This is a genomic window from Desulfovibrionales bacterium (genome assembly GCA_028715605.1).
Lineage (GTDB): Bacteria > Desulfobacterota > QYQD01 > QYQD01 > QYQD01 > QYQD01.
The window spans coordinates 1-19774 of sequence record JAQURM010000021.1 but is presented as its reverse complement, the minus strand read 5'-3'; the positions used below and the strand labels follow the sequence as shown (position 1 = coordinate 19774).

Genomic DNA, 19774 nt, shown 5'->3' with positions numbered 1-19774 from the left:
GCGCCGACTCTTTCATTACCTCCCCAAGCTGTCCGGTGAGATTGAGATTCCCTTTTCCTTTCATGGTGGTGACTTCGATATGGAGGACTTCTCCGCCCTCCTGGGTCCAGGCCAGGCCGGTTGCCAGTCCCATCTGGCTGGCCTCCTGCTCCGCTTCCGGCAGGTATTTCGGGACGCCCAGGTATTTATGCAGATTGGCGCGCGTTATGAGAAACGGCCCTTTTTCGCCTTCGGCCAGACGCCGGGCCGTCTTTCGGCATACAGACCCGATTTCTCTCTCCAGGTTTCGCAGACCGGCTTCCTTTGTATATTGTGAGATCATGTGAAGGATGGCGCTGTCGGCAATCTTTATTACATCCTTGCTGATTCCATTTTCTTTGAGCTGGCGGGGAAAAAGGTATTTTCTGGCGATAACCAGTTTTTCTTCGGACATATATCCGGGGAGTTCTATCACCTCCATCCGGTCTTTCAGGGCCGGAGGGATAGTATCCGTTACATTGGCCGTAGTGATAAACATAACCTTCGAAAGGTCAAAAGGCACGTTCAGATAATGATCGCTAAAGGAATAGTTCTGTTCCGGATCAAGAACCTCAAGCAGCGCCGCCGATGGGTCCCCCCTGAAGTCTGCGCCGATTTTATCTATCTCGTCCATCATGAAGATTGGATTATTGGTGCCCGCCGTGTTGATCCCCTGGATAATCCTGCCCGGGAGGGCCCCCACATACGTCCTCCTATGTCCGCGTATCTCGGCCTCATCACGCACTCCACCCAGGGAGATGCGCGCAAACTTCCGTCCCATAGCCTTGGCGATAGAACGTCCCAAGGAGGTTTTCCCGACGCCCGGCGGGCCGACAAAACAGAGTATAGGCCCCTTGCTCTCTTTGTTCAATTTTCGGACACTTAAGTATTCCAGTATCCGATCCTTGACCTTATACAGGCCATAATGGTCTGCATCCAGTACCTTCTGGGCTGCTTTTATATTAAGCTTATCTTTTGTTGTCTTACTCCAGGGCAGCTCGACCAGCCAGTCGAGATAAGTGCGAACTATAGAGGATTCCGCGGCATCCGGATGCATGAATTCGAAACGATTTAGTTGCTTAAGGGCCTCTTCCTCTACCCCCTGGGGCATCCCGGCCTTTTTTATCTTGGCCTTGAATTCTTCTATCTCCTTGCCCCGTTCGTCAATGTCTCCCAGCTCCTTTTTAATCGCCCGGAGCTGTTCCCGCAGAAAGTACTCCCGGTGCGTCTTGGACATTTCCTCTTTGGCCTCGGATTGTATCCTGGCCTGCACCACGGAGACCTCCAGTTCTTTGTTCAGATACTCGTTTACCTTTTGCAGTCTCTTTATCGGGTCAATAGTCTCCAAAATAATCTGCGCCGCCGCAGTCTTCAGGCGAAGATTGGATGCAACCAGGTCAGCCAGTTTGTCGGGCTCTTCTACGCTGTTTAAGATAGCCCCAATATCCGACGAAAATATCCCTTTTATAGACAAAAACTTTTCGCTTTGTTCCCGCACATTGCGCATAAGGGCTTCGAGTTCAACAGAGATTTCCGCCGGCCCTTTTTCTTCAATTACCGCCAGTTTGACCATATAATAAGGCTTTTCCCGCACATATTTTAATATCTTCGCCCGGGAAAGGGCCTGCACAAGTATCTTTTGACGGCCGTCCGGCAGCTTAAGGGAGCGCAGGATTATGGCTACAATGCCCATTTTATATAATCCGTCCGGCCCCGGATCATCTTCCATCTGGTCTTTCTGCGTTACCAATACAATGAGGCGCTTTTCCTCCAATGCCTTATTCACGGCGTTGATCGAGGTCTCCCGTCCCACAAATAGCGGCAACATCATCGAAGGTAAAATAACCACATCCCGCACGGGCATAAGCGGCAATGAATCCGGTATCTTAATCTCTTCCTGGTCTTTGGTGTCGCCGAATCCAATCAGACTTTCGTTAATATCCACCATCAGTTTCTCCGCATTAAATCTATAATGACCGCATCTTAACAAAAAACCCCTTGAAGTCAAGCAAGGTGTCCATAACCCATTCCTGGCTTGACATTTGCAGGGCCTCCTTGCTATATTGAAGCTCCCCGCAGCAAGCTGCGGGGAATCTCCGTATGTAAGGTAAAAAGCATAGTATTCGCTCGCTATGCATGTTCACCACATTATGAAAAAGTCTGAGAGGACGTCAACTGAAAGCCGTATGTCCCCCAAGATAAAATTCATTTTTATTACCGGCGGGGTACTATCTTCCCTCGGCAAGGGCCTGGCCGCTGCCTCCATCGGAGCGCTCCTTGAAAGCCGCGGTCTCAGGATAACCATCCAGAAGCTGGATCCCTATATCAACGTTGATCCCGGCACCATGAATCCCTTCCAGCATGGTGAGGTTTTCGTCACAGATGACGGAGCCGAGACAGACCTCGATCTGGGCCATTACGAACGCTACACCCGCGCCAGACTCGATCATAACAGCAACTATACCACCGGACGAATCTATTATTCAGTAATCACCAAGGAACGCCGGGGTGAGTACCTGGGAGGCACCGTACAGGTTATACCCCATATTACGGATGAAATTAAGCAAAGTATATTGGCGGTCGCCCATGACGTAGACGTGGTCATCGTCGAGATCGGAGGCACCGTAGGTGATATAGAAGGCCTGCCCTTTCTGGAGGCCATCCGGCAATTTAAGCAGGATGTGGGAAAGGAAAATGTGCTTTATATACACCTTACTTATGTCCCTTATATCAAAGCCGCCGGTGAAGTCAAGACCAAACCCACCCAGCATAGCGTAAAGGAACTGCGTGAAATAGGTATTCAACCGGACATCCTCCTCTGCCGTACCGAGCAGTTTCTAACCGGGGATCTCAAGGCCAAGATAGCCCTTTTCTGTAATGTAGAGGAAGATGCGGTAATAACCGCCAAAGATGTAGAAAGCATCTACGAGGTGCCGTGTGTCTTTCACAAGGAAGGTCTTGACGACAAGATAATAGAAAAGTTGAATATCTGGACCAGGGCCCCGCGGTTAAAAGATTGGGAGGACTTGGTCCATAGACTAAAACACCCGGAATTTACGGTGCGCATTGCTATTGTGGGTAAATATGTCGGCCTCAAAGAGTCATACAAGAGTTTAAATGAGGCCCTGGTTCATGGCGGGGTGGCCAATCGCGCCGGCGTAGAGCTGGTTTATATACGTTCGGATGAAGTAGGTGAAGACGACCTAAAAGATTCGCTGGCGGAGGTAGATGGGATATTGGTTCCGGGAGGATTTGGCGCACGCGGCATAGAAGGTAAGATCGCCGCCATCCGTTACGCCCGGGAGAATAAGATTCCTTTTTTTGGTATATGCCTCGGGATGCAGCTTGCGGTGGTGGAATTTGCCCGCAACGCCGCCGGCCTTTCCGGGGCGCACAGTACAGAATTTGATACCGAGACCCCCTATCCGATCATCTATCTGATGAAGGAATGGTACGACTTCCGCACCCGGCAGGTTCAGGTCCGGGATGAAGGCAGTCAGAAGGGGGGGACCATGCGTCTGGGGGCCTACCCCTGCCGCCTGGCCAATGATTCTCTGGCCTTTGCCGCCTACCACACCGGGGAAATTTCCGAGCGCCATCGTCACCGTTATGAGTTCAATAATCTGTACCGGGAAGTCCTGGAAAAGACCGGCATGAGGATAACCGGCCTTTCACCGGATGGAGAACTGGTTGAAATAATAGAGATTCCTGACCATCCATGGTTTCTGGCCTGTCAGTTTCACCCGGAATTCAAGTCACGCCCCATGTCCCCCCACCCGCTGTTCGGGGCCTTTATCAAGGCCGCATTAGAACAGAGGCAGGTGGTGGCCGAACGACAAAGAAAAGTTGTTGGAAAATGATACCGGAACTGGCTATTGGACCGATTAAGGTAGGAGGCGTCAACCCCCCCCTGTTAATTGGAGGGCCATGTGTTTTAGAGTCAGAAGAGTCTGCCCTGCATATAGCCGATACCTTGCAAGAAAGCGCCCATCGCCATGGTTTTTCTTACATATTCAAGGCGTCTTATGATAAGGCGAACCGCACCTCGCTGCATTCTTATAGAGGGCCTGGTTTAGAAAAGGGTCTGGAAATGCTGGCCAGGATCAAAAATAGGGCGGGGGTTTTGATCCTTTCCGATGTGCATAGCCGCGCGGAAGTAGCCCCTGCTGCTGAAGTATTAGACGTCCTCCAGATTCCCGCTTTTCTCTGCCGGCAGACAGACCTGGTGCTGGAAGCGGCGGCTACCATGAAACCCCTAAATATTAAAAAAGGGCAGTTTCTGGCCCCATGGGACATCGGGCAGATAGTAGAAAAAGCTAAATCCACCGGTAACTCGCGCATCTTGCTTACAGAGAGAGGGACTTCATTCGGCTATAATAACCTGGTGGTGGATATGCGCTCTCTGGTTATCATGCATCAGTGTGGCCTGCCGGTCATCTTTGACGCCACACATAGTGTACAGCTTCCTGGCGGAGGCGGCGCATGCTCCGGCGGTCAAAGGGAGTTTATTCCTCATTTGTGCCGGGCGGCCCTGGCCGTAGGGGTGGAGGGCATATTTATGGAGGTGCATGCGGACCCTGACCGGGCCCTGTGCGACGGCCCTAATTCCTGGCCCTTGGATAAGGTGGATGAATTACTGGCAGGGCTTATGCGGATATATAACGCTATGCGAGATCTCAGATTTGAAATTTGAGATGAAAACGGAGATTTCAAAGAGGCTTTCGGATAAGGCGAGACAGGTCAAGATCTTGCTTCTGGATGTGGATGGCGTCTTGACCGATGGGAGGATTACCTATAACGACCGCGGTGAAGAGATAAAATCCTTCCATGTACGCGATGGTCTTGGCATAAAGTTGCTACAGCGGTGTGGAATAGAAGTGGCCATTCTGACCAGCCGAATCTCTGAGGCGCTGCTCCATCGGTGCAGGGAACTCAAGATTGAGACTGTACTGCAGGGTATGGAGCCCAAATTAGCCGCCTATGAATGGCTTCTCCATAATAAAGGATTGGTGGACAGCCAGGTAGCTTATATCGGCGATGATTGGGTCGACATACAGATATTGAAGCGCGCCGGATTGCCTGTAGCAGTGAAAAATGCCGACAAAGGAGTAATGGCATGCGTTGACTACGTAACTCAACAAGATGGGGGCCAGGGAGCGGTACGAGAGGTATGCGAGTTGATTTTAGAGGCTAAGGGGCTTAAGAAAAAAGCGCTGGCGGCTTTTACTTAGTGTTCATCCGGAAACTACTGTTTCCGGCCTACGGTCGGCCTAAGGCCGGATTTACGCTTTTAGCTCTGGACTTTCAGCAGTCAGCATGTTTGTTATCCGTTAACCGTTGTCCGACATTTTCTTCCGGTAAACGGTCAACAGTGAACGGTGAACCGGCTTCATGCCGATAGCTGAGTGCTGAAAGCACATCCGGAATTTTTGGTATAGAGGGGTAAAAAAGCATAAAGTTGACCGCTAAAAGGCTATCATGGGCTGTGTTGGCCACTGTACTTATTCTGGCAATCGGATTTTTTTTAATGTGGCCACGGACCCGGCGAGCGTATTACCCTCCAGACATGCCTAAATGGTTTCTTAACTCGGAACAAAGGGATGCCGATCTTAAAATGGAGGACGTTGAGTATACAAATAATCGGGATGGAAGGGATGAATGGGTACTCTATGCCAGGTTTGCCCGGTACTTTAAAGGGGAAGAAGAGGTTCTGTTGGATAGCGTGCGGACAAATTTTTTCTTAAAGAGCGGCAAGACGGTAACCGTATCCGGTGAACACGGCACCTACGATACTCAATCTAAGGACATCGACCTTTGGGGCCACGTTTCAGCGATAGATTCGGACGGAGGACGTTTTTACAGCAATGCTATCACCTATAATAGCAAAGAGCGTGTGCTCCGCACACCGGAAGAAGTAACCGTCCTCGGTTCAAAGCTTGACCTGAAAGGTACGGGTTTGCTTTATGAACTGAATACCGGTAAGATGTCTATACTCAAGGAAGTACAGGTGGTTACGCAAAGAAAATTAAATTAGGACGCAGATTTTCGCCGATACCCGCAGAAAATTATTTTCTATATTCGAAATCTTGACAATCTGCGTCCAAAAAAGGAAATTCCTAAGCTATAAACGTATACAAGAAGGGAATCTATGGATTTAAAAGGTTGTTTTCTTCTTTTTAAAATGTTTTTAGTGTGCACCCTGGCATTATCCCTGAGTACGGCTTCGTATGCCACGGAGACCCCGAATCGAAAGGCCGTACCTATACATATTAAGGCCACCCGTCTGGATTCATACAATAAAGAAAATAAAATTATATTTACCGGTGATGTTATAGCTAAAAAGGCCGAATTGACTATCTATGCCGACCAGATGACTGTCTTTTACCGCAAGGCCGAGGGAAAAGAGGGCGGCCAGGGAGAAGGTGGAGACCAAGTGGAAAAGATTTTTGCCAAGGGACATGTCAAAATTACAAAAGGCAAACGTATTGCCACTGGCGACGAAGCGGTTTATTATGAGGCCGAACAGAATGTTATCCTGACCGGTGACCCAAAGGTCTGGGAAGGTAACAGCATGATTAAGGGCAGCAAGATTACCGTCTTCCTGGACGAAGACCGCAGTATAGTAGAAAGCCGGGAAGAAAATAGAGTTGAGGCTATAGTTTACCCGGAAAAATGATGCAAAGGTTGATTTATGGGCACCCTTGTCGCTAATAACCTGGTCAAATCTTACCGCCAGCGCCGGGTCGTGGATCACGTCAGTATCAGGGTCGAATCCGGCTCAATAATCGGCCTGCTTGGACCCAATGGAGCAGGGAAGACAACGACTTTCTACATGATTGCGGGTCTGATCAAGCCGGATGAAGGGCAGGTAGTTTTGAATGGCGAAGACTTGACCCAGTATCCCATGTATCAGAGGGCCCGTCGCGGCATCACCTACCTGGCACAGGAACCGTCTGTCTTTCGTAAGCTTACAGTTGAGGAAAACATATTAGCTGTGCTGGAAACGATGAAGCTGCCCCAGGAGGAAAGAAGGGCCCGCTTAAGAAGCCTGTTGGAAGAGCTAAAAATCGAACATCTGGCCAGGCACAAAGCCTACTCACTTTCCGGTGGAGAGCGGAGGCGGCTTGAGATACTGCGCGCGCTGGCTATTCAGCCATCGTTTATTTTACTTGACGAACCATTCGCGGGCATAGATCCCTTGGCCGTTTCGGATTTGCAGGCCATCGTCCGGCAACTTAAAGAAAAGGGTCTGGGCATACTCATCTCTGATCACAATGTACGGGAAACATTGTCTGTTTGTGACTGGGCCTATATCCTGACCGAAGGAAGGATTCTGGAGGCCGGGGATTCGCAGCATATCGCTGCCAGTGAGGTGGCGCGCAAGATTTATCTGGGCGAACAATTTACGCTGTGATAAATGAGTTTAAAGTGTCACTCATCACTGGTCATTGGTTAACTTGGAGTATGAAATAGTTTGACCAGTGACAAATGACTATTGACTAATGACATTTGCTATTGTCATTTGGATTTGTTTGAACTTGGGATTTTGACATTTGAAATTCCAGACAGACTTTTTCGATTTTGGCTTATCCAGGTCGGGGATCTAACGTGGTTTTAGAACTCAAACAACAGTTAAAGCTTACCCAACAATTGGTGATGACCCCGCAATTGCAGCAGGCCATCAAGATGTTGCAATTGTCCCGGCTGGAACTGTTGGATAGCATCTACCAGGAATTGGAGGCTAATCCGGTACTGGAAGAAGGACCAGAGGAGGACGCCGAGGATTCCCTCGCACCCTCCGAAGCAACTTCAAATGAGGAGATAAGTGTTCAAGACAGAGTGCTACCTGAAGTGATGGATAGCCAGCGAGCCATGGAAGAACTTAACTGGGAAGATTATATTGATGAATATAACACCAGTAGCGGCGGCTATTCCGCCTATTCATTTGAGGAGAAAGAATCAACTTCTTTTGAGGCCACGTTAAGTCGAAAACCCTCCCTATCCTCGCACCTCATGTGGCAGTTTATTCTGTCACCTTGTACAGAGGAAGAAAAAATTGTCGGTGAGTTGATTATCGGCAACCTGGATGCTGATGGTTATCTTAATGCCTCCCTCTCAGAGATTGCGGCTACTGCACATGTCCCTGAAGAGCTGGTCTTAGAAGTCCTTAAAAAGATTCAAGGGCTTGACCCGGTCGGAGTTGCCGCCCGTGACCTTAAAGAATGTCTGTTGATACAGACCCGGCATCTGGGATTAGAGGACACGTTAGTCGAGACCATCATATCTAACCATATCCATCAACTAGAGGTCAAAAACTACCAGGCCATCGCCAAGGAGACAGGAGCTTCTTTGGCCGATGTTATCAAGGCCGTGGAGGTGATAACCCGGCTGGAGCCAAAGCCGGGACGGGCTTACAATGGCGAAGAGACACACTATATCAGCCCGGACATCTACGTCTATAAGGTGGGAGATGAGTTTGTTATCGTCTTGAATGACGAGGGACTGCCGAGGTTGCGGGTAAGTCCATTTTATCGGGGCATCTTGAACCAATCATCGGATGGTGCCGCCCCGGTCAAGGACTATATCCAGGGCAAATTGAGGTCCGCGGTCTGGCTGATCCGAAGCATTCATCAGAGACAGCGCACCATCTATAAGGTAACCGAGAGTATCGTCAAGTTTCAGCGGGAATTTTTGGAAAAGGGCATAGCTTATTTAAAACCGCTTATACTAAAGGACGTGGCTGAGGATGTGGAAATGCACGAGTCAACCGTAAGCAGGGTGACCACGAATAAATATGTTCATACCCCTCAGGGCTTGTTGGAGCTTAAATTCTTTTTCAATACCGGGATCAGTTGTGCACATGGAGAAGTTATGGCTTCAGAAGCGGTAAAAGATAAGATTCGACGTCTGGTCCAATCCGAGAATTCAAGTCATCCGTATAGCGATAAGGAAATTGCCAATATGCTGAATAAAAATGATATTAATATTGCGCGGCGAACAATAGCCAAGTATAGGGAAGTGATGGGAATCCTCCCATCCAACCAGAGAAAAAAATTCGCACAATAGCAGTCAGCTCGCCACAATACCGGCGAATCTTCGACGCTCAGCTTTCAGCAGTCAGCAAAAACCGCATGGCTGATAGCTGAAAGCTGAAAGCGCGAAGCCGGAAATAGTTGTTTCCGGATGAGCGCAAAATTGGTTAATCTGTAAAAAGTCAAAATCTTGGACGGCACAGTAAAAAGTTCCAGTTGCAAGGCGCGCAAATCCTGAGGAATGAGGCGTAGTTGTAACTACGCCGCAGTGACGAAGGATGCCGCGCAACGCAGCAAATGGACTTTTTACGAAGCCGTCAAATTTGAATTCAGCCACACGGAGGATTAATCTATGCAAATTTCGGTGACTTTCAGGCACATGGAACCATCAGAGGTTTTACGCAATTACGCTATTGAACGGGTGAAAAAAGTTAAAAAGTTTTTAGAGGGATTTGCCGAGGCCAATGTAACTCTTTCTATCGAGAAGTTTAGACATATAGCCGAGGTAAATATCCTGGCCAATGGAACAAAAATAGTAGGCCAGGAAGAAACCAACGATATGTACTCGGCCATTGATCTGGTCATGGATAAAATAGAAAAGCAGGTCAAAAGGCACCGGGAAAAGGTAAAAGATAAAAAGTCTGTATCCAATACCAGGCCCCCCCGGACCGTGGGCATAAATATCTTGAGTTACGACCGCTCCGAAGGAAAAAACGCCCCCAGAATAATAAAAAGCGAGAGATACCTGGCCAAGCCCATGTACCTGGATGAAGCAGTAATGCAGCTCGACGTCTTAGATAACGAGTTTCTGGTCTTTACTAACGCCGAATCAGAAACCATTAATGTCATTTATAAACGCAAAGATGGTGACTATGGGCTTATTGAGCCGGAGCCAAAATAGTTTTCGTCCGGAAATCAATGCCTCCGGACGAAGCAGTCGGCATGTTTGTTATCCGTTATCCGTCAACCGTTGTCCGACATTTTCTTTCGGTAAACGGTCAACAGTGAACGGTGAACCGGCTTCATGCTGATAGCTGACAGCTCATCCGGAATTTTTTGGTTTCCGGATGAAAACTGAATCAAGAGAGACACCAATATGCAAATCAGCGAGTTAATATCTTCGGATCATATAATAACCAACCTTAGAGCTAATTCCAAGCAAGATGCCCTGGTAGAACTGGCGGAAGTGCTTGTACGTAAAAATAAGATACTGGATAAAGAGACCGTGGTCTCCATTTTGCTGGAAAGGGAAAAGTTGGGTAGCACCGGAATAGGAGATGGAGTAGCCATACCCCACGGCAAGTTAAAGGGCCTGGACCGGGTTATCATATCCCTGGGGCGCAGTCTTTCCGGTGTGCCTTTTGATTCTGTCGATGGAAAACCCGTGCGGCTCCTTTTTCTACTTCTAGCCCCGGAGGAATCGGCCGGCCTGTATCTGCGGATTCTGGCCAAGCTTTCGCGTTTTTTAAAGAATCCCGTCTCTAAGGAAAAATTGCTGGGTGCAAAATCGGCAGAAGAAATGGCCGAGATCATTAAGAGCGAGGGCGAAGAAATTTAATGAGTTGGTGTGTATGTTAAATCCGGTCCAGGTTGTTATCATTACAGGACTTTCCGGATCCGGCAAAAGCACCGCGCTTCGCGCCTTTGAGGATCTTGGTTATTATTGTGTTGATAACCTCCCGGTTGTCCTTCTTCCCCAGTTCTTGCACATCCAGAAACCCGCCCCCGGCCAAACTGTCCGGGCGGCGCTGGTAATGGATATGCGCGAACAGGATTTTCTGAAAGAGTATGCCGCTATCTTTGCTGACCTTAAAAAAGAGGGCTTTAAATTAGAGATACTTTTCCTCGAGTCTTCAGACGATGTACTGTTAAGAAGATTCAGCCAGACCAGGCGACACCATCCTTTGATCCCTTCTCCGGTAACGACAGTTATGGATGCCATCGCCCTGGAACGGAGGCAATTAGCCCTTCTAAAAGAAGAGGCAGACCGGGTCTTAGATACGAGTTTCTATAATCTCCATCAACTTCGTGGGGCTATTGGCAGTCTGTATGGCTCCCGCGTTGATCTCAATCGTCTGCTCGTTAATCTCCTTTCCTTCGGCTTTAAATATGGCGTCCCCGGCGAGGCAGACATGGTCTTTGATGTGCGTTTTTTGCCTAACCCTTTCTTTGTGCCGAATTTAAAGGAGCTTGACGGGACAAGCCCGCAAGCCAAGGACTACGTCCTAAAAGACCAGACCACACAGACTTTTTTAAGCAAGGTCTCCGAGTTATTGTTCTTTCTTATCCCCTTTTTTAAAAGAGAAGGTAAAATGTACCTTACTATAGCCACCGGTTGTACAGGCGGCAGACACCGCTCGGTGACGGTCACAGAGGAATTAAAGAATATTCTTACGGAGAAGGGCTACGAGGTTGTAGTCCATCATCGGGATATTCTACTGGGCTGATTTTACGGGGGTGACGATGGTCGGTATAGTTTTGGCTACACATGGCAAGCTGGCAGAAGAATTAGTTAAGGTATCTGAATTCATCGTGGGACGGATGGAACAGGTTACAGCCGTGTCCATAGATCCGACACAAGATGTAGAGATGTTGCGTAAGGAAATCCAAAAAGCTATTAAAAGAGTGGATAGTACTAACGGCGTTCTCATTTTGACGGACATGTTTGGAGGAACCCCGTCCAATATCAGCCTTTCCTTTCTGGAAGAAGGGAAGATTGACGTCGTCACCGGTGTTAATCTGCCTATGCTGATGAGGTTGACCCATTCTCGTGAAAAATTAACCCTGGCTGAGGTAGCTGAACAGGCTAAATCTTACGGCCGCAAAGGCATCTCTCAAGCCAGCGAAGTACTCAAGAAATAACGGTCTCGTAGAAAGTAAAATTTTACCACAGAGGTCGCCGAGGATGCTGAGATAACACATTAAATGTTTTACAGTTTTTCTCTGCGGACTCTGCGTGCTCAGCGGTGAAAATGTCCGAGGTCACCTCTCACAAGACTTGCTGTAAGATCATCCGGATGACTGAAGATGATCTACCTGAGATTATGCTCATTGAAAAAGCCTGCTTCCCTGCTCCTTGGACCAAACAAGCCTTCCGTGACGAATTAGTCTGTCCTTTTTCTTATCCTTACGTGGCAAAAGTCAGAAATATTCATCCCTCCCCTGTCCTGGGATATATCTGTTTTTGGATAGTCCTGGATGAACTCCATTTGCTTAACCTGGCCGTTCATCCGGCCCAACGCCGGCAAGGAATCGGCCGAGAACTACTTTCCTTTGCGCTTAAGATGGGAAAAACGGCGGGTACAAAGTTCGCCACCCTGGAGGTCAGACCATCCAATGTTGCAGCCATAACTCTTTATAAAGATGCAGGATTCATTCCGGTAGGCCAAAGGCCGGGATATTATTCAGATAGCCATGAAGATGCAGTTATCATGGAGTATGACTTTCTTAAAAAGGTGCCGGATACGAAAGATATAAGTTGACTTAACTAGTCAGATTTTTTAATATTTTTATATTAGTTTAGCTGTTTGAAAAGTATTCTAAAATCCCTCCAACCTCCCTTTTTCAAAGGGAGGAGAAACATTTCCCCCTTTGAAAAAGGGGGACTAAGGGGGATTCTTGAGGCACCGTTTTCTGGATGACTAGTTTTTTTTCAAGCAGCTAAAGTGTCACATACTTTTTTATGTGCTCTGTGGTTAATCTTTGACAATACTCTAAACATCGAAGGGGGAAAATATGCCTATTAAAGTAGCCATTAACGGATTTGGTAGAATAGGTCGATTCTTATTACGTATTATTGCCCAACGGCAGGAGAAAGACATAGAGGTAGTAGCCATAAACAGCCGGGCTGATTCTTCAGTCCTGGCTCATCTGCTAAGATACGACTCGGTACATGGCCCGTTTAGCGGCGTTGTGGAGGCAAAGGCCCATGCCCTGACCGTCAATGGCAAAGAAGTCGCTATTACCGGGATTACCGATGACCTGTCCCGCCTGCCATGGCGTGACCTTGGAGTGGATATCGTCCTTGAATCTACGGGTAAATTTAGAGATAAGGAATCGAACCTGAAACACTTACAGGCCGGAGCGCGGAAGGTCATAATTGGCGCGCCGGGCAAAAATGTAGATGCAACAATAGTCATGGGTGTAAATGAAGATAAATATCAGCCGGACAAACACCACATTATCTCTAATGCCTCCTGTACTACCAACTGCCTGGCGCCGGTGGCCAAGGTACTCCACGATGCCTTTGGCATTGAACATGGTCTAATGACTACGGTTCATTCTTATACCATGGATCAGCGCATTCTCGATGGCTCCCATAAAGATCTACGCCGGGCCCGTGCTGCCGGAATGTCTATAGTGCCGACTACCACAGGCGCGGCCGCAGCCGTAGCCAAAGTCATTCCAGAACTGGAAGGAAAGCTGGATGGCCTGTCCGTACGGGTCCCCACTCCTGACGTCTCATTGGTTGATCTGGTCGCCGAGATGTCCAGAGAGGTTAAAAAGGAAGATATTAACAATGCCTTTAAAGAAGTGGCACAGGGTAAGCTGAAGGGGATTTTAGCATATAACACGGAACCCCTAGTTTCTATTGACTATGCCAGTAGTCCTTACTCCGCCATCGTGGATGCCCCCTTAACCAATGTTATTGGTGGGCGGATGGCCAAGGTTATCGCCTGGTATGATAATGAAAGCGGCTTTTCCTATCGCATAGTTGATCTGGCGCTTTACATGGGCAAGTATCTTAACTAGTTTCCATCCGGAAACTGTCGTTTCCGGATCAAGCTTTCAGCCCTCAGCGATCAGCTCTCAGTTAAAAACTAGGATAAACAGTATGTTAAGCTGAATGCTGATAGCTGAAAGCTGACTGCTTATATAAAACTAAGAAGGGGGTTTTGTGTGAAATACATAAATGAGGTCGATATCAGGGGAAAACGCCTTTTAATCCGCGTGGATTTCAATGTCCCCTTAGACGAGCATGGCAATATAACCGATGACGTTCGCATTCGAAGTGTCTTGCCAACTATCAATCACGCCCTGGATGAACATGCCAAGGTCATCCTTACCTCACATATGGATCGGCCCAAGGGACAGGTGGTGGAAAAGCATCGACTTACGCCGGTTGGCAAGCGACTTTCCAGATTATTGCGCAAGGATGTAACCATGGCGCCGGACTGTATAGGTGAAGAGGTGAAGGCGCTTATTGCCAAAATGCAGCCCGGAGACATAATACTTCTCGAAAACTTACGATTTCACCCGGGTGAAGAAAAAAACGATCCTGAATTCGCAAAACAATTGGCTGAACTGGCAGACATCTATGTAAACGATGCCTTTGCCGTGACCCATCGGGCCCATGCCTCGGTAGTCGGTGTTACGGATTATTTTAAGGAATGCGTGGCCGGTTTTCTCATGAAAACGGAGATGGATTATTTCCATCGTTCCATGGAAGATCCGGCCAGGCCCCTGGTAGCGGTTATTGGCGGGGCAAAGGTGTCAGGTAAACTAACCGCCCTGGAAAATTTACTCTATAAAGTTGATAAGATGATCATCGGCGGGGCCATGGCCAATACATTTCTTAAAAGCGTTAACTGGAACGTCGGGAAATCAAAAGTAGAAGATGCCCTCCTGGATACCGCCAAGCATTTGCTCATGCTGGCCAAAGAAAAAGGGGTCAAGCTTTATCTCCCGGTTGACTGCGTAGTGGCCAACCGCCCTGACCCCAAGGCAGAGACGAAAATTACTACCGTTCAGGAGATCCCCCCTGACTGGTATGTAATGGACATCGGACCGGCAACCGGGACTCTCTTTTCTGAGGCCTTGCAAAATGCCAAAACCATTATCTGGAACGGACCTATGGGGGCCTTTGAGATGGATGCCTTTAGCCGCGGCACCATGTCCATGGTGCGGGCTATCGCCAACTCCTATGCCCTGACCATTGTCGGCGGCGGGGATACGGACGTAGCAGTGCACAGGGCCGGCGAGACAAATAATATTTCTTATATATCCACCGGCGGCGGGGCCTTCCTGGAACTCCTGGAAGGGAAAAAACTGCCGGGAATTGTCGCATTGGAGCGTTTCAACCGTAATATGGAGGACTGACAGATGCCCCGTAAACCCATAGTGGCCGGTAACTGGAAGATGTATAAAACCATCCCGGAGGCCGTAGCCCTGGGCAATACGCTAAGATCCGGGGCGTCCGGGATTTCGGATCGGGAAGTAGTCGTGGCCCCACCGTTTACCGCCCTTGCGGCTGTAGCCAGGGCGCTCGATGGCAGTGGAATCTCCCTTTCCGGCCAGAATACCTGCTGGGAGAATGAGGGGGCCTACACGGGAGAAGTCTCCCCTGCAATGTTGAAGGATGTCGGCTGTCGGTATGTTATCATCGGGCATTCCGAGCGCCGTCATATTTTTGGGGAGCGGGATGAGACGATTGCCCGGAAAATAAGGGCTGCCCTGGATGCCGGTCTTCAGCCTATTTTCTGTATCGGAGAAATCTTGGAAGAGAGAGAAACGGGAAAAACCCTAACCGTTCTCAGAAGGCAGGTTAAGGAAGGTCTTAAACTGATACAAGGCGCGGATATGGACAAGGTGGTCATTGCCTATGAACCCGTGTGGGCTATCGGCACGGGAAAAACCGCGACCAATGAGCAGGCCCAGGAGGCGCATTCCTTCATTCGCACACTGCTGGAAGGGCTGTTTGAGAAAAATATTGCGTCAGATTTGAGAATATTGTATGGTGGGAGCGTTAAAGCAGGGAATGTGGACGGTCTCATGGCCCAACCTGATATTGACGGTGTGTTGGTTGGGGGAGCTTCACTTGAGGCCGATTCTTTTTTACGCATCATTAAATTTGAGCGTTAGGGTCTAAAATGTATACGCTGGTTGTTGTGTTGCATATCCTGGTTTGTGTGTTTCTGATTGCCATCGTGCTCTTGCAGACGGGCAAGGGCGCCGATATCGGGGCGGTTTTCGGCGGGTCAAGCCAGACGCTTTTTGGGAGCGCCGGTCCAGGCACGTTTCTTAGCAAGCTTACAGCCATAGCGGCAGTTATTTTCATGGTGACTTCTCTGGGGTTGGCCTATCTAATCAGTCATCGCGAGGCCGCCTCAGTTGTAAAGGGCATACAATCGGAGCCTGCACCTCCGGCGCCATTACAGACGCAGCCGCCTGTGCCAGTACAGCCCCAGACTAAATAATAACGTTATATATGAGCCTTGCCGAAGTGGTGGAACTTGGTAGACACGCCATCTTGAGGGGGTGGTAGGCCATGCCTGTGCGGGTTCGAGTCCCGCCTTCGGCACCAAAGACCATAAAATCCCTGAGATTTTTAAGTCTCAGGGATTTTATTTTACAGCCGCATCATCTTGATTCGGTAATGTTACCTCTTTCTCACCCCAGGTTATCACATCCGGCACATAGAAAAGCTTAATGGCCTTATGCGCTTTCTTGTGTAGATACTCAAACAGGCCCTCGGCCAGTGTAACCCTGGTCATATCCGGGCCGCATTCCCAGGAAGCCAGACAGGACAATTCGACCAGATACCAGTCGCCCCTTGTTTCGTGGCGATAAAGCCCCCAGAGGAGTTTGGACTTCTCTCCCCCTTCTTTATCCTTTTCATACTCATAAAGCCTGAGAATCGGCCCGTAATTACGTTCAAATCCCTCGTCTTCAAGCGGAATAATGGCCGGAAAATGGAGAAAGGCCGAACCATCCCTCCGGGTTTTAAGATAAAATAACGGCCAGACCCGGGCAACGCTTTCTTCTTCTTTTTTCTCCGGCCAGACCGTAGTTTCTGACTTGTTAATAATTAAAAAACGGTAGGTAGTCTTTTCTGCCTTGTCCTCCTCCATATTCTCCTTAGAGTACTCATAAACCGGCCAGAGGAGAGAAAACTCGTAGCTGTCCGGCTTTTGTTTCTCCGAGAAAATGGGCCAGAACTTTTTGACGTTATAATCTTCGCTTTTTGCGTACTGGATAAATGGCCAGGGCATATCCCATTGCGTGTAGTCATTACGTCGGTCATGGTAGTAATTGAAAAAAGGCCAGAGGACTACTTTCTTATTCTCTATAGGCGATGTTTCTGAGATATAAAGCGGGAACAGCATCCACTTCGTCTTTGGCGCATCGGTATCCAGATCCTCCCTATAATTAAAGAAAAAAGGCCAGAGGAAAAAGGAGCGGTCATATTCACCCCTTTTTTTCTCATAACCGTAAAGCGGCCACAAGCGGAAGGCCTCTTCTTCGTCACCTTTGGTCCAGGAAAGTATCGGCCAGAGGATGGTCTTCTTTTTGTTACCCTCCCATCTGGCTGTTGAGTAGAGAGGCCAGAGAAAAAAGGTTATTTCATCCCTTCCAAACCGCTCTTTGAACTGGCCGTAGATAGGGAAAAGCCCGCCGTACGGTTCCCCCGTTTTGGTCTTGCCCCAGAAGACCGGAAAGAAGCCAAAGTCTTTTTTTTGTCCGTCTTCCGGCGTTTCCTTGAGGTTCTTATGGCCGGAAATAATCGGTATGAACTGGGTGTACTTTTCCTCCGGGGTAAGCCTGTACTTGCCAAGAGGATAGAGAAACTGCCATTCTTTAGTCTCTTTTTCGCGATCGTGATGATAAGAGAGAAGGGGTCTTACGGCCCACCCTTCTTCTTTGGAATTGGAATAGGAGCTATAGAAAGGGCCAACCGCATCTAATTCTTGTTTCGTCTCTTTCCGGTCTGCCTGGTGAAAAACAAGGGGAGAAAAATTGTCACGCCGGTCTTGCCCGTTGAAAGCGGCACAGCCCGTGCCAAGCAGGCTGAATATGATCCCTATAGCTAAGAAAAATCCCTTGCCCCACTCCACTAACGCAACACCGTTCCCACCACGGTCCCGAGGACGGTTACAGGCACCTGCTCCTGTATGCCGGTAGTGGCCTTGGTTACGCTTTTAACGGCCTTCTTGGTCTCATCATAAAGGCTGGGATCATTGACCAGTTTGCCGAGAGTGCCTTCGCCTTTATCCACCTTCTGGGCCACATTATGCAGTGTATCCACGGTATCTTTGGCCTTGTTATAGAGAGTTTCATCGTTGACTAATTTACCCAGTGTGCCCTCGCCTCTTTCTACCTTCTGGGCCACCTCGCTTAATGTCCCCATCGTCTCTTCTAAAGTACTGACTGTTTTTTCCGCCTTGTTATACAAGGTCTCATCTTTGACCAGCTTGCCCAGCGTACCCTTGCCGGCCTCTACGTCACCGGATATGTTTTTAAAAGAGGCCGAGGCATCGCGCAGATCAGCCATAAGGCCCTTAAAATTTGTCTGGTTTTCTTTATCACCCACAAATTTATTAAGGCCGGCAGCCACGGACTGGATATCATCCAGGGCCGGTTCCACCTTGACCAAAAGCTGGTCAAGGTCTGCAGCAGAAATGGTTTTGGCAATGGCGCCTTCAGGAGGGATATAAGCCTCTTCTCTCCCTTGCATTATTTCAATGAATTTGTCGCCCAGGACTCCCTTGGTGCGTACCATGGCCTTGGCATCTTTTCTGATCTTTACATGGGGCGAAATCACCATATCCACCCTGGCCTGACCATCTTTCAGGGTAACGTCTTTAACCCGCCCGATCTCTATCCCGGCCATTTCCACCGGACTGTCCTTTACTAACCCGGAGACGGAATCAAAGACCGCGGATACATGGTAGCCCTTCTCTCTGCCCAGATCAACCTTGCCGAGACGTATGCTCATGTAAGCCAAAATTACCAGACCTATCAGCACAAAGATGCCGACCTTAATCTCCGGACCAAAACCTTTTTTATCCATAAACAGTCCTCCTTGTCAGGAGCCAATAATTTTGTCCTCGGGAATCCCCTGCAGGAATCCCTGGACGATGGGGTTCTCAGAATTACGGAAACTCTCCGGGTCCCCGGTCTCTATAATCTTCCCCTTGTAGAGCATGGCTATCTTGCTTGCTATCTTAAACGTACTCTGAATATCATGGCTGATAACTACACAGGTGAGGTTAAGCCTTTTCTGTATGCCCAGAATAAGCTCGTCTATAGCCGCAGTCATTATGGGATCCAGACCGGTGGTCGGTTCATCAAACAAAATTATCTCCGGATCCATGGCAATAGCCCGGGCCAGCCCCACCCGCTTTTTCATACCCCCGGAAAGCTCTGAAGGATATTTGTCTTCAATCCCGGAGAGACCTACACCGGCCAGCTTGCCGGCAACTATCCGGGCTATTTCTTTTTTGCTCAGATCGGTATGCTCAGCCAGGGGGAAAGCTATATTTTGACCAACGGTCATAGAATCAAAAAGAGCTGCATCCTGGAACAACATGCCAAAGCGGCGCCGAATTTTATAGATATCTTTTTCCTTCAACTGCGTAATATCGACATCATCGATGAAGATATGCCCGGCATCCGGCCGGACAAGGCCGATAATATGCTTTAAGAGGACGCTCTTACCCCCGCCGCTCCGTCCGATGATGACGGTTGTCTCTCCCTTGTTTATCTCCAGGTTAATCCCGTCGAGCACCTTAAGCTTATTGAATGACTTATGTAAATCCACCAGCTTAATCATCGTGGACGCCTTCTTAGAAAAGCAGTGAGGTCAGTATGTAGTCTCCAACCAGTATGCTGACAGAGGACACGACTACGGACTCAGTAGTAGCCCGCCCCACCCCTTCCGCGCCGCCTCTGGTATGGTAACCCTTGTAACAACCGATTAACGTAAGAAGCAGCCCGAAACATAC

General features: G+C 48.8%; 22 protein-coding genes and 1 tRNA gene. 17 read left to right on the top strand and 6 right to left on the bottom strand.

Annotation, left to right across the window (positions count from 1 at the left end; translation table 11 throughout):
- On the bottom strand, positions 1-1966 hold a 1966-nt coding region (lon, locus tag PHT49_12080; protein ID MDD5452622.1), incomplete at its 3' end, for an endopeptidase La.
- Positions 1967-2204: 238 nt separating this feature from the next.
- Here lon and PHT49_12075 point away from each other — a divergent pair.
- The 7 genes from PHT49_12075 (at position 2205) to rpoN (ending at position 9084) form a co-directional block, all read left to right on the top strand.
- Positions 2205-3878: a CTP synthase gene (locus tag PHT49_12075; protein MDD5452621.1), complete on the top strand. Its 1674-nt coding sequence runs from the start codon at positions 2205-2207 to the stop codon at positions 3876-3878.
- A complete protein-coding gene (gene kdsA / locus PHT49_12070) occupies positions 3875-4711 on the top strand; it encodes a 3-deoxy-8-phosphooctulonate synthase (protein MDD5452620.1) in 837 nt (278 codons plus the stop codon). The genes PHT49_12075 and kdsA overlap by 4 nt, the downstream gene beginning before the upstream one ends.
- Before the next feature lies 1 nt (position 4712).
- The gene (locus PHT49_12065; GenBank protein MDD5452619.1) at positions 4713-5249 is read left to right on the top strand and encodes an HAD-IIIA family hydrolase; all 537 of its coding nucleotides are present in this window, start codon (positions 4713-4715) and stop codon (positions 5247-5249) included.
- Positions 5250-5503: 254 nt separating this feature from the next.
- Positions 5504-6052, top strand: coding sequence for an LPS export ABC transporter periplasmic protein LptC (gene lptC / locus PHT49_12060; GenBank protein MDD5452618.1), 549 nt, complete (start codon positions 5504-5506; stop codon positions 6050-6052).
- Between the two features lie 114 nt (positions 6053-6166).
- A complete protein-coding gene (gene lptA, locus PHT49_12055; protein ID MDD5452617.1) occupies positions 6167-6694 on the top strand; it encodes a lipopolysaccharide transport periplasmic protein LptA in 528 nt (175 codons plus the stop codon).
- A gap of 15 nt (positions 6695-6709) precedes the next feature.
- The gene (gene lptB / locus PHT49_12050) at positions 6710-7432 is read left to right on the top strand and encodes an LPS export ABC transporter ATP-binding protein (protein MDD5452616.1); all 723 of its coding nucleotides are present in this window, start codon (positions 6710-6712) and stop codon (positions 7430-7432) included.
- Between the two features lie 194 nt (positions 7433-7626).
- Positions 7627-9084 (top strand): RNA polymerase factor sigma-54, encoded by a 1458-nt coding sequence (gene rpoN / locus PHT49_12045; GenBank protein MDD5452615.1) that lies wholly within the window; start codon positions 7627-7629, stop codon positions 9082-9084.
- A 51-nt stretch (positions 9085-9135) separates the two neighbouring features.
- Here rpoN and PHT49_12040 read toward each other — a convergent pair whose 3' ends face one another.
- Entirely contained in the window at positions 9136-9387 is a 252-nt protein-coding gene (locus PHT49_12040) for a hypothetical protein (protein ID MDD5452614.1), read from the bottom strand.
- A 15-nt stretch (positions 9388-9402) separates the two neighbouring features.
- Between PHT49_12040 and raiA the strand changes: the two genes are divergently transcribed.
- The 10 genes from raiA (at position 9403) to PHT49_11990 (ending at position 16353) form a co-directional block, all read left to right on the top strand.
- Positions 9403-9951 carry a ribosome-associated translation inhibitor RaiA gene (raiA, locus tag PHT49_12035; GenBank protein MDD5452613.1) on the top strand — a complete coding sequence of 183 codons (549 nt, stop codon included), beginning with the start codon at positions 9403-9405 and terminating at the stop codon, positions 9949-9951.
- 195 nt (positions 9952-10146) lie between these two features.
- On the top strand, positions 10147-10608 hold the full coding sequence (locus PHT49_12030; protein MDD5452612.1) for a PTS sugar transporter subunit IIA: 462 nt from the start codon (positions 10147-10149) through the stop codon (positions 10606-10608).
- A 13-nt stretch (positions 10609-10621) separates the two neighbouring features.
- On the top strand, positions 10622-11497 hold the full coding sequence (gene rapZ, locus PHT49_12025; GenBank protein ID MDD5452611.1) for an RNase adapter RapZ: 876 nt from the start codon (positions 10622-10624) through the stop codon (positions 11495-11497).
- Positions 11498-11513: 16 nt separating this feature from the next.
- Positions 11514-11912: a PTS sugar transporter subunit IIA gene (locus PHT49_12020; GenBank protein ID MDD5452610.1), complete on the top strand. Its 399-nt coding sequence runs from the start codon at positions 11514-11516 to the stop codon at positions 11910-11912.
- Between the two features lie 110 nt (positions 11913-12022).
- Complete coding sequence (rimI, locus tag PHT49_12015; protein MDD5452609.1) at positions 12023-12532, top strand: ribosomal protein S18-alanine N-acetyltransferase; 510 nt, start codon at positions 12023-12025, stop codon at positions 12530-12532.
- Positions 12533-12785: 253 nt separating this feature from the next.
- Positions 12786-13802, top strand: coding sequence for a type I glyceraldehyde-3-phosphate dehydrogenase (gene gap, locus PHT49_12010; protein MDD5452608.1), 1017 nt, complete (start codon positions 12786-12788; stop codon positions 13800-13802).
- A gap of 147 nt (positions 13803-13949) precedes the next feature.
- Positions 13950-15149: a phosphoglycerate kinase gene (locus PHT49_12005; protein MDD5452607.1), complete on the top strand. Its 1200-nt coding sequence runs from the start codon at positions 13950-13952 to the stop codon at positions 15147-15149.
- A 3-nt stretch (positions 15150-15152) separates the two neighbouring features.
- Positions 15153-15911 (top strand): triose-phosphate isomerase, encoded by a 759-nt coding sequence (tpiA, locus tag PHT49_12000; GenBank protein MDD5452606.1) that lies wholly within the window; start codon positions 15153-15155, stop codon positions 15909-15911.
- Positions 15912-15919: 8 nt separating this feature from the next.
- The gene (secG, locus tag PHT49_11995; protein ID MDD5452605.1) at positions 15920-16246 is read left to right on the top strand and encodes a preprotein translocase subunit SecG; all 327 of its coding nucleotides are present in this window, start codon (positions 15920-15922) and stop codon (positions 16244-16246) included.
- Positions 16247-16266: 20 nt separating this feature from the next.
- Positions 16267-16353 (top strand) — tRNA-Leu (locus PHT49_11990).
- Between the two features lie 40 nt (positions 16354-16393).
- Here PHT49_11990 and PHT49_11985 read toward each other — a convergent pair.
- The 4 genes from PHT49_11985 to PHT49_11970 are packed head-to-tail and all read right to left on the bottom strand — an operon-like array spanning position 16394 to position 19762.
- Entirely contained in the window at positions 16394-17884 is a 1491-nt protein-coding gene (locus PHT49_11985; GenBank protein ID MDD5452604.1) for a hypothetical protein, read from the bottom strand.
- Positions 17884-18840, bottom strand: coding sequence for an MlaD family protein (locus PHT49_11980; GenBank protein ID MDD5452603.1), 957 nt, complete (start codon positions 18838-18840; stop codon positions 17884-17886). The genes PHT49_11985 and PHT49_11980 overlap by 1 nt, the downstream gene beginning before the upstream one ends.
- Positions 18841-18855: 15 nt before the next feature.
- The gene (locus PHT49_11975; GenBank protein MDD5452602.1) at positions 18856-19602 is read right to left on the bottom strand and encodes an ABC transporter ATP-binding protein; all 747 of its coding nucleotides are present in this window, start codon (positions 19600-19602) and stop codon (positions 18856-18858) included.
- Between the two features lie 13 nt (positions 19603-19615).
- Complete coding sequence (locus tag PHT49_11970; protein ID MDD5452601.1) at positions 19616-19762, bottom strand: ABC transporter permease; 147 nt, start codon at positions 19760-19762, stop codon at positions 19616-19618.
- Positions 19763-19774: the final 12 nt, after the last annotated feature.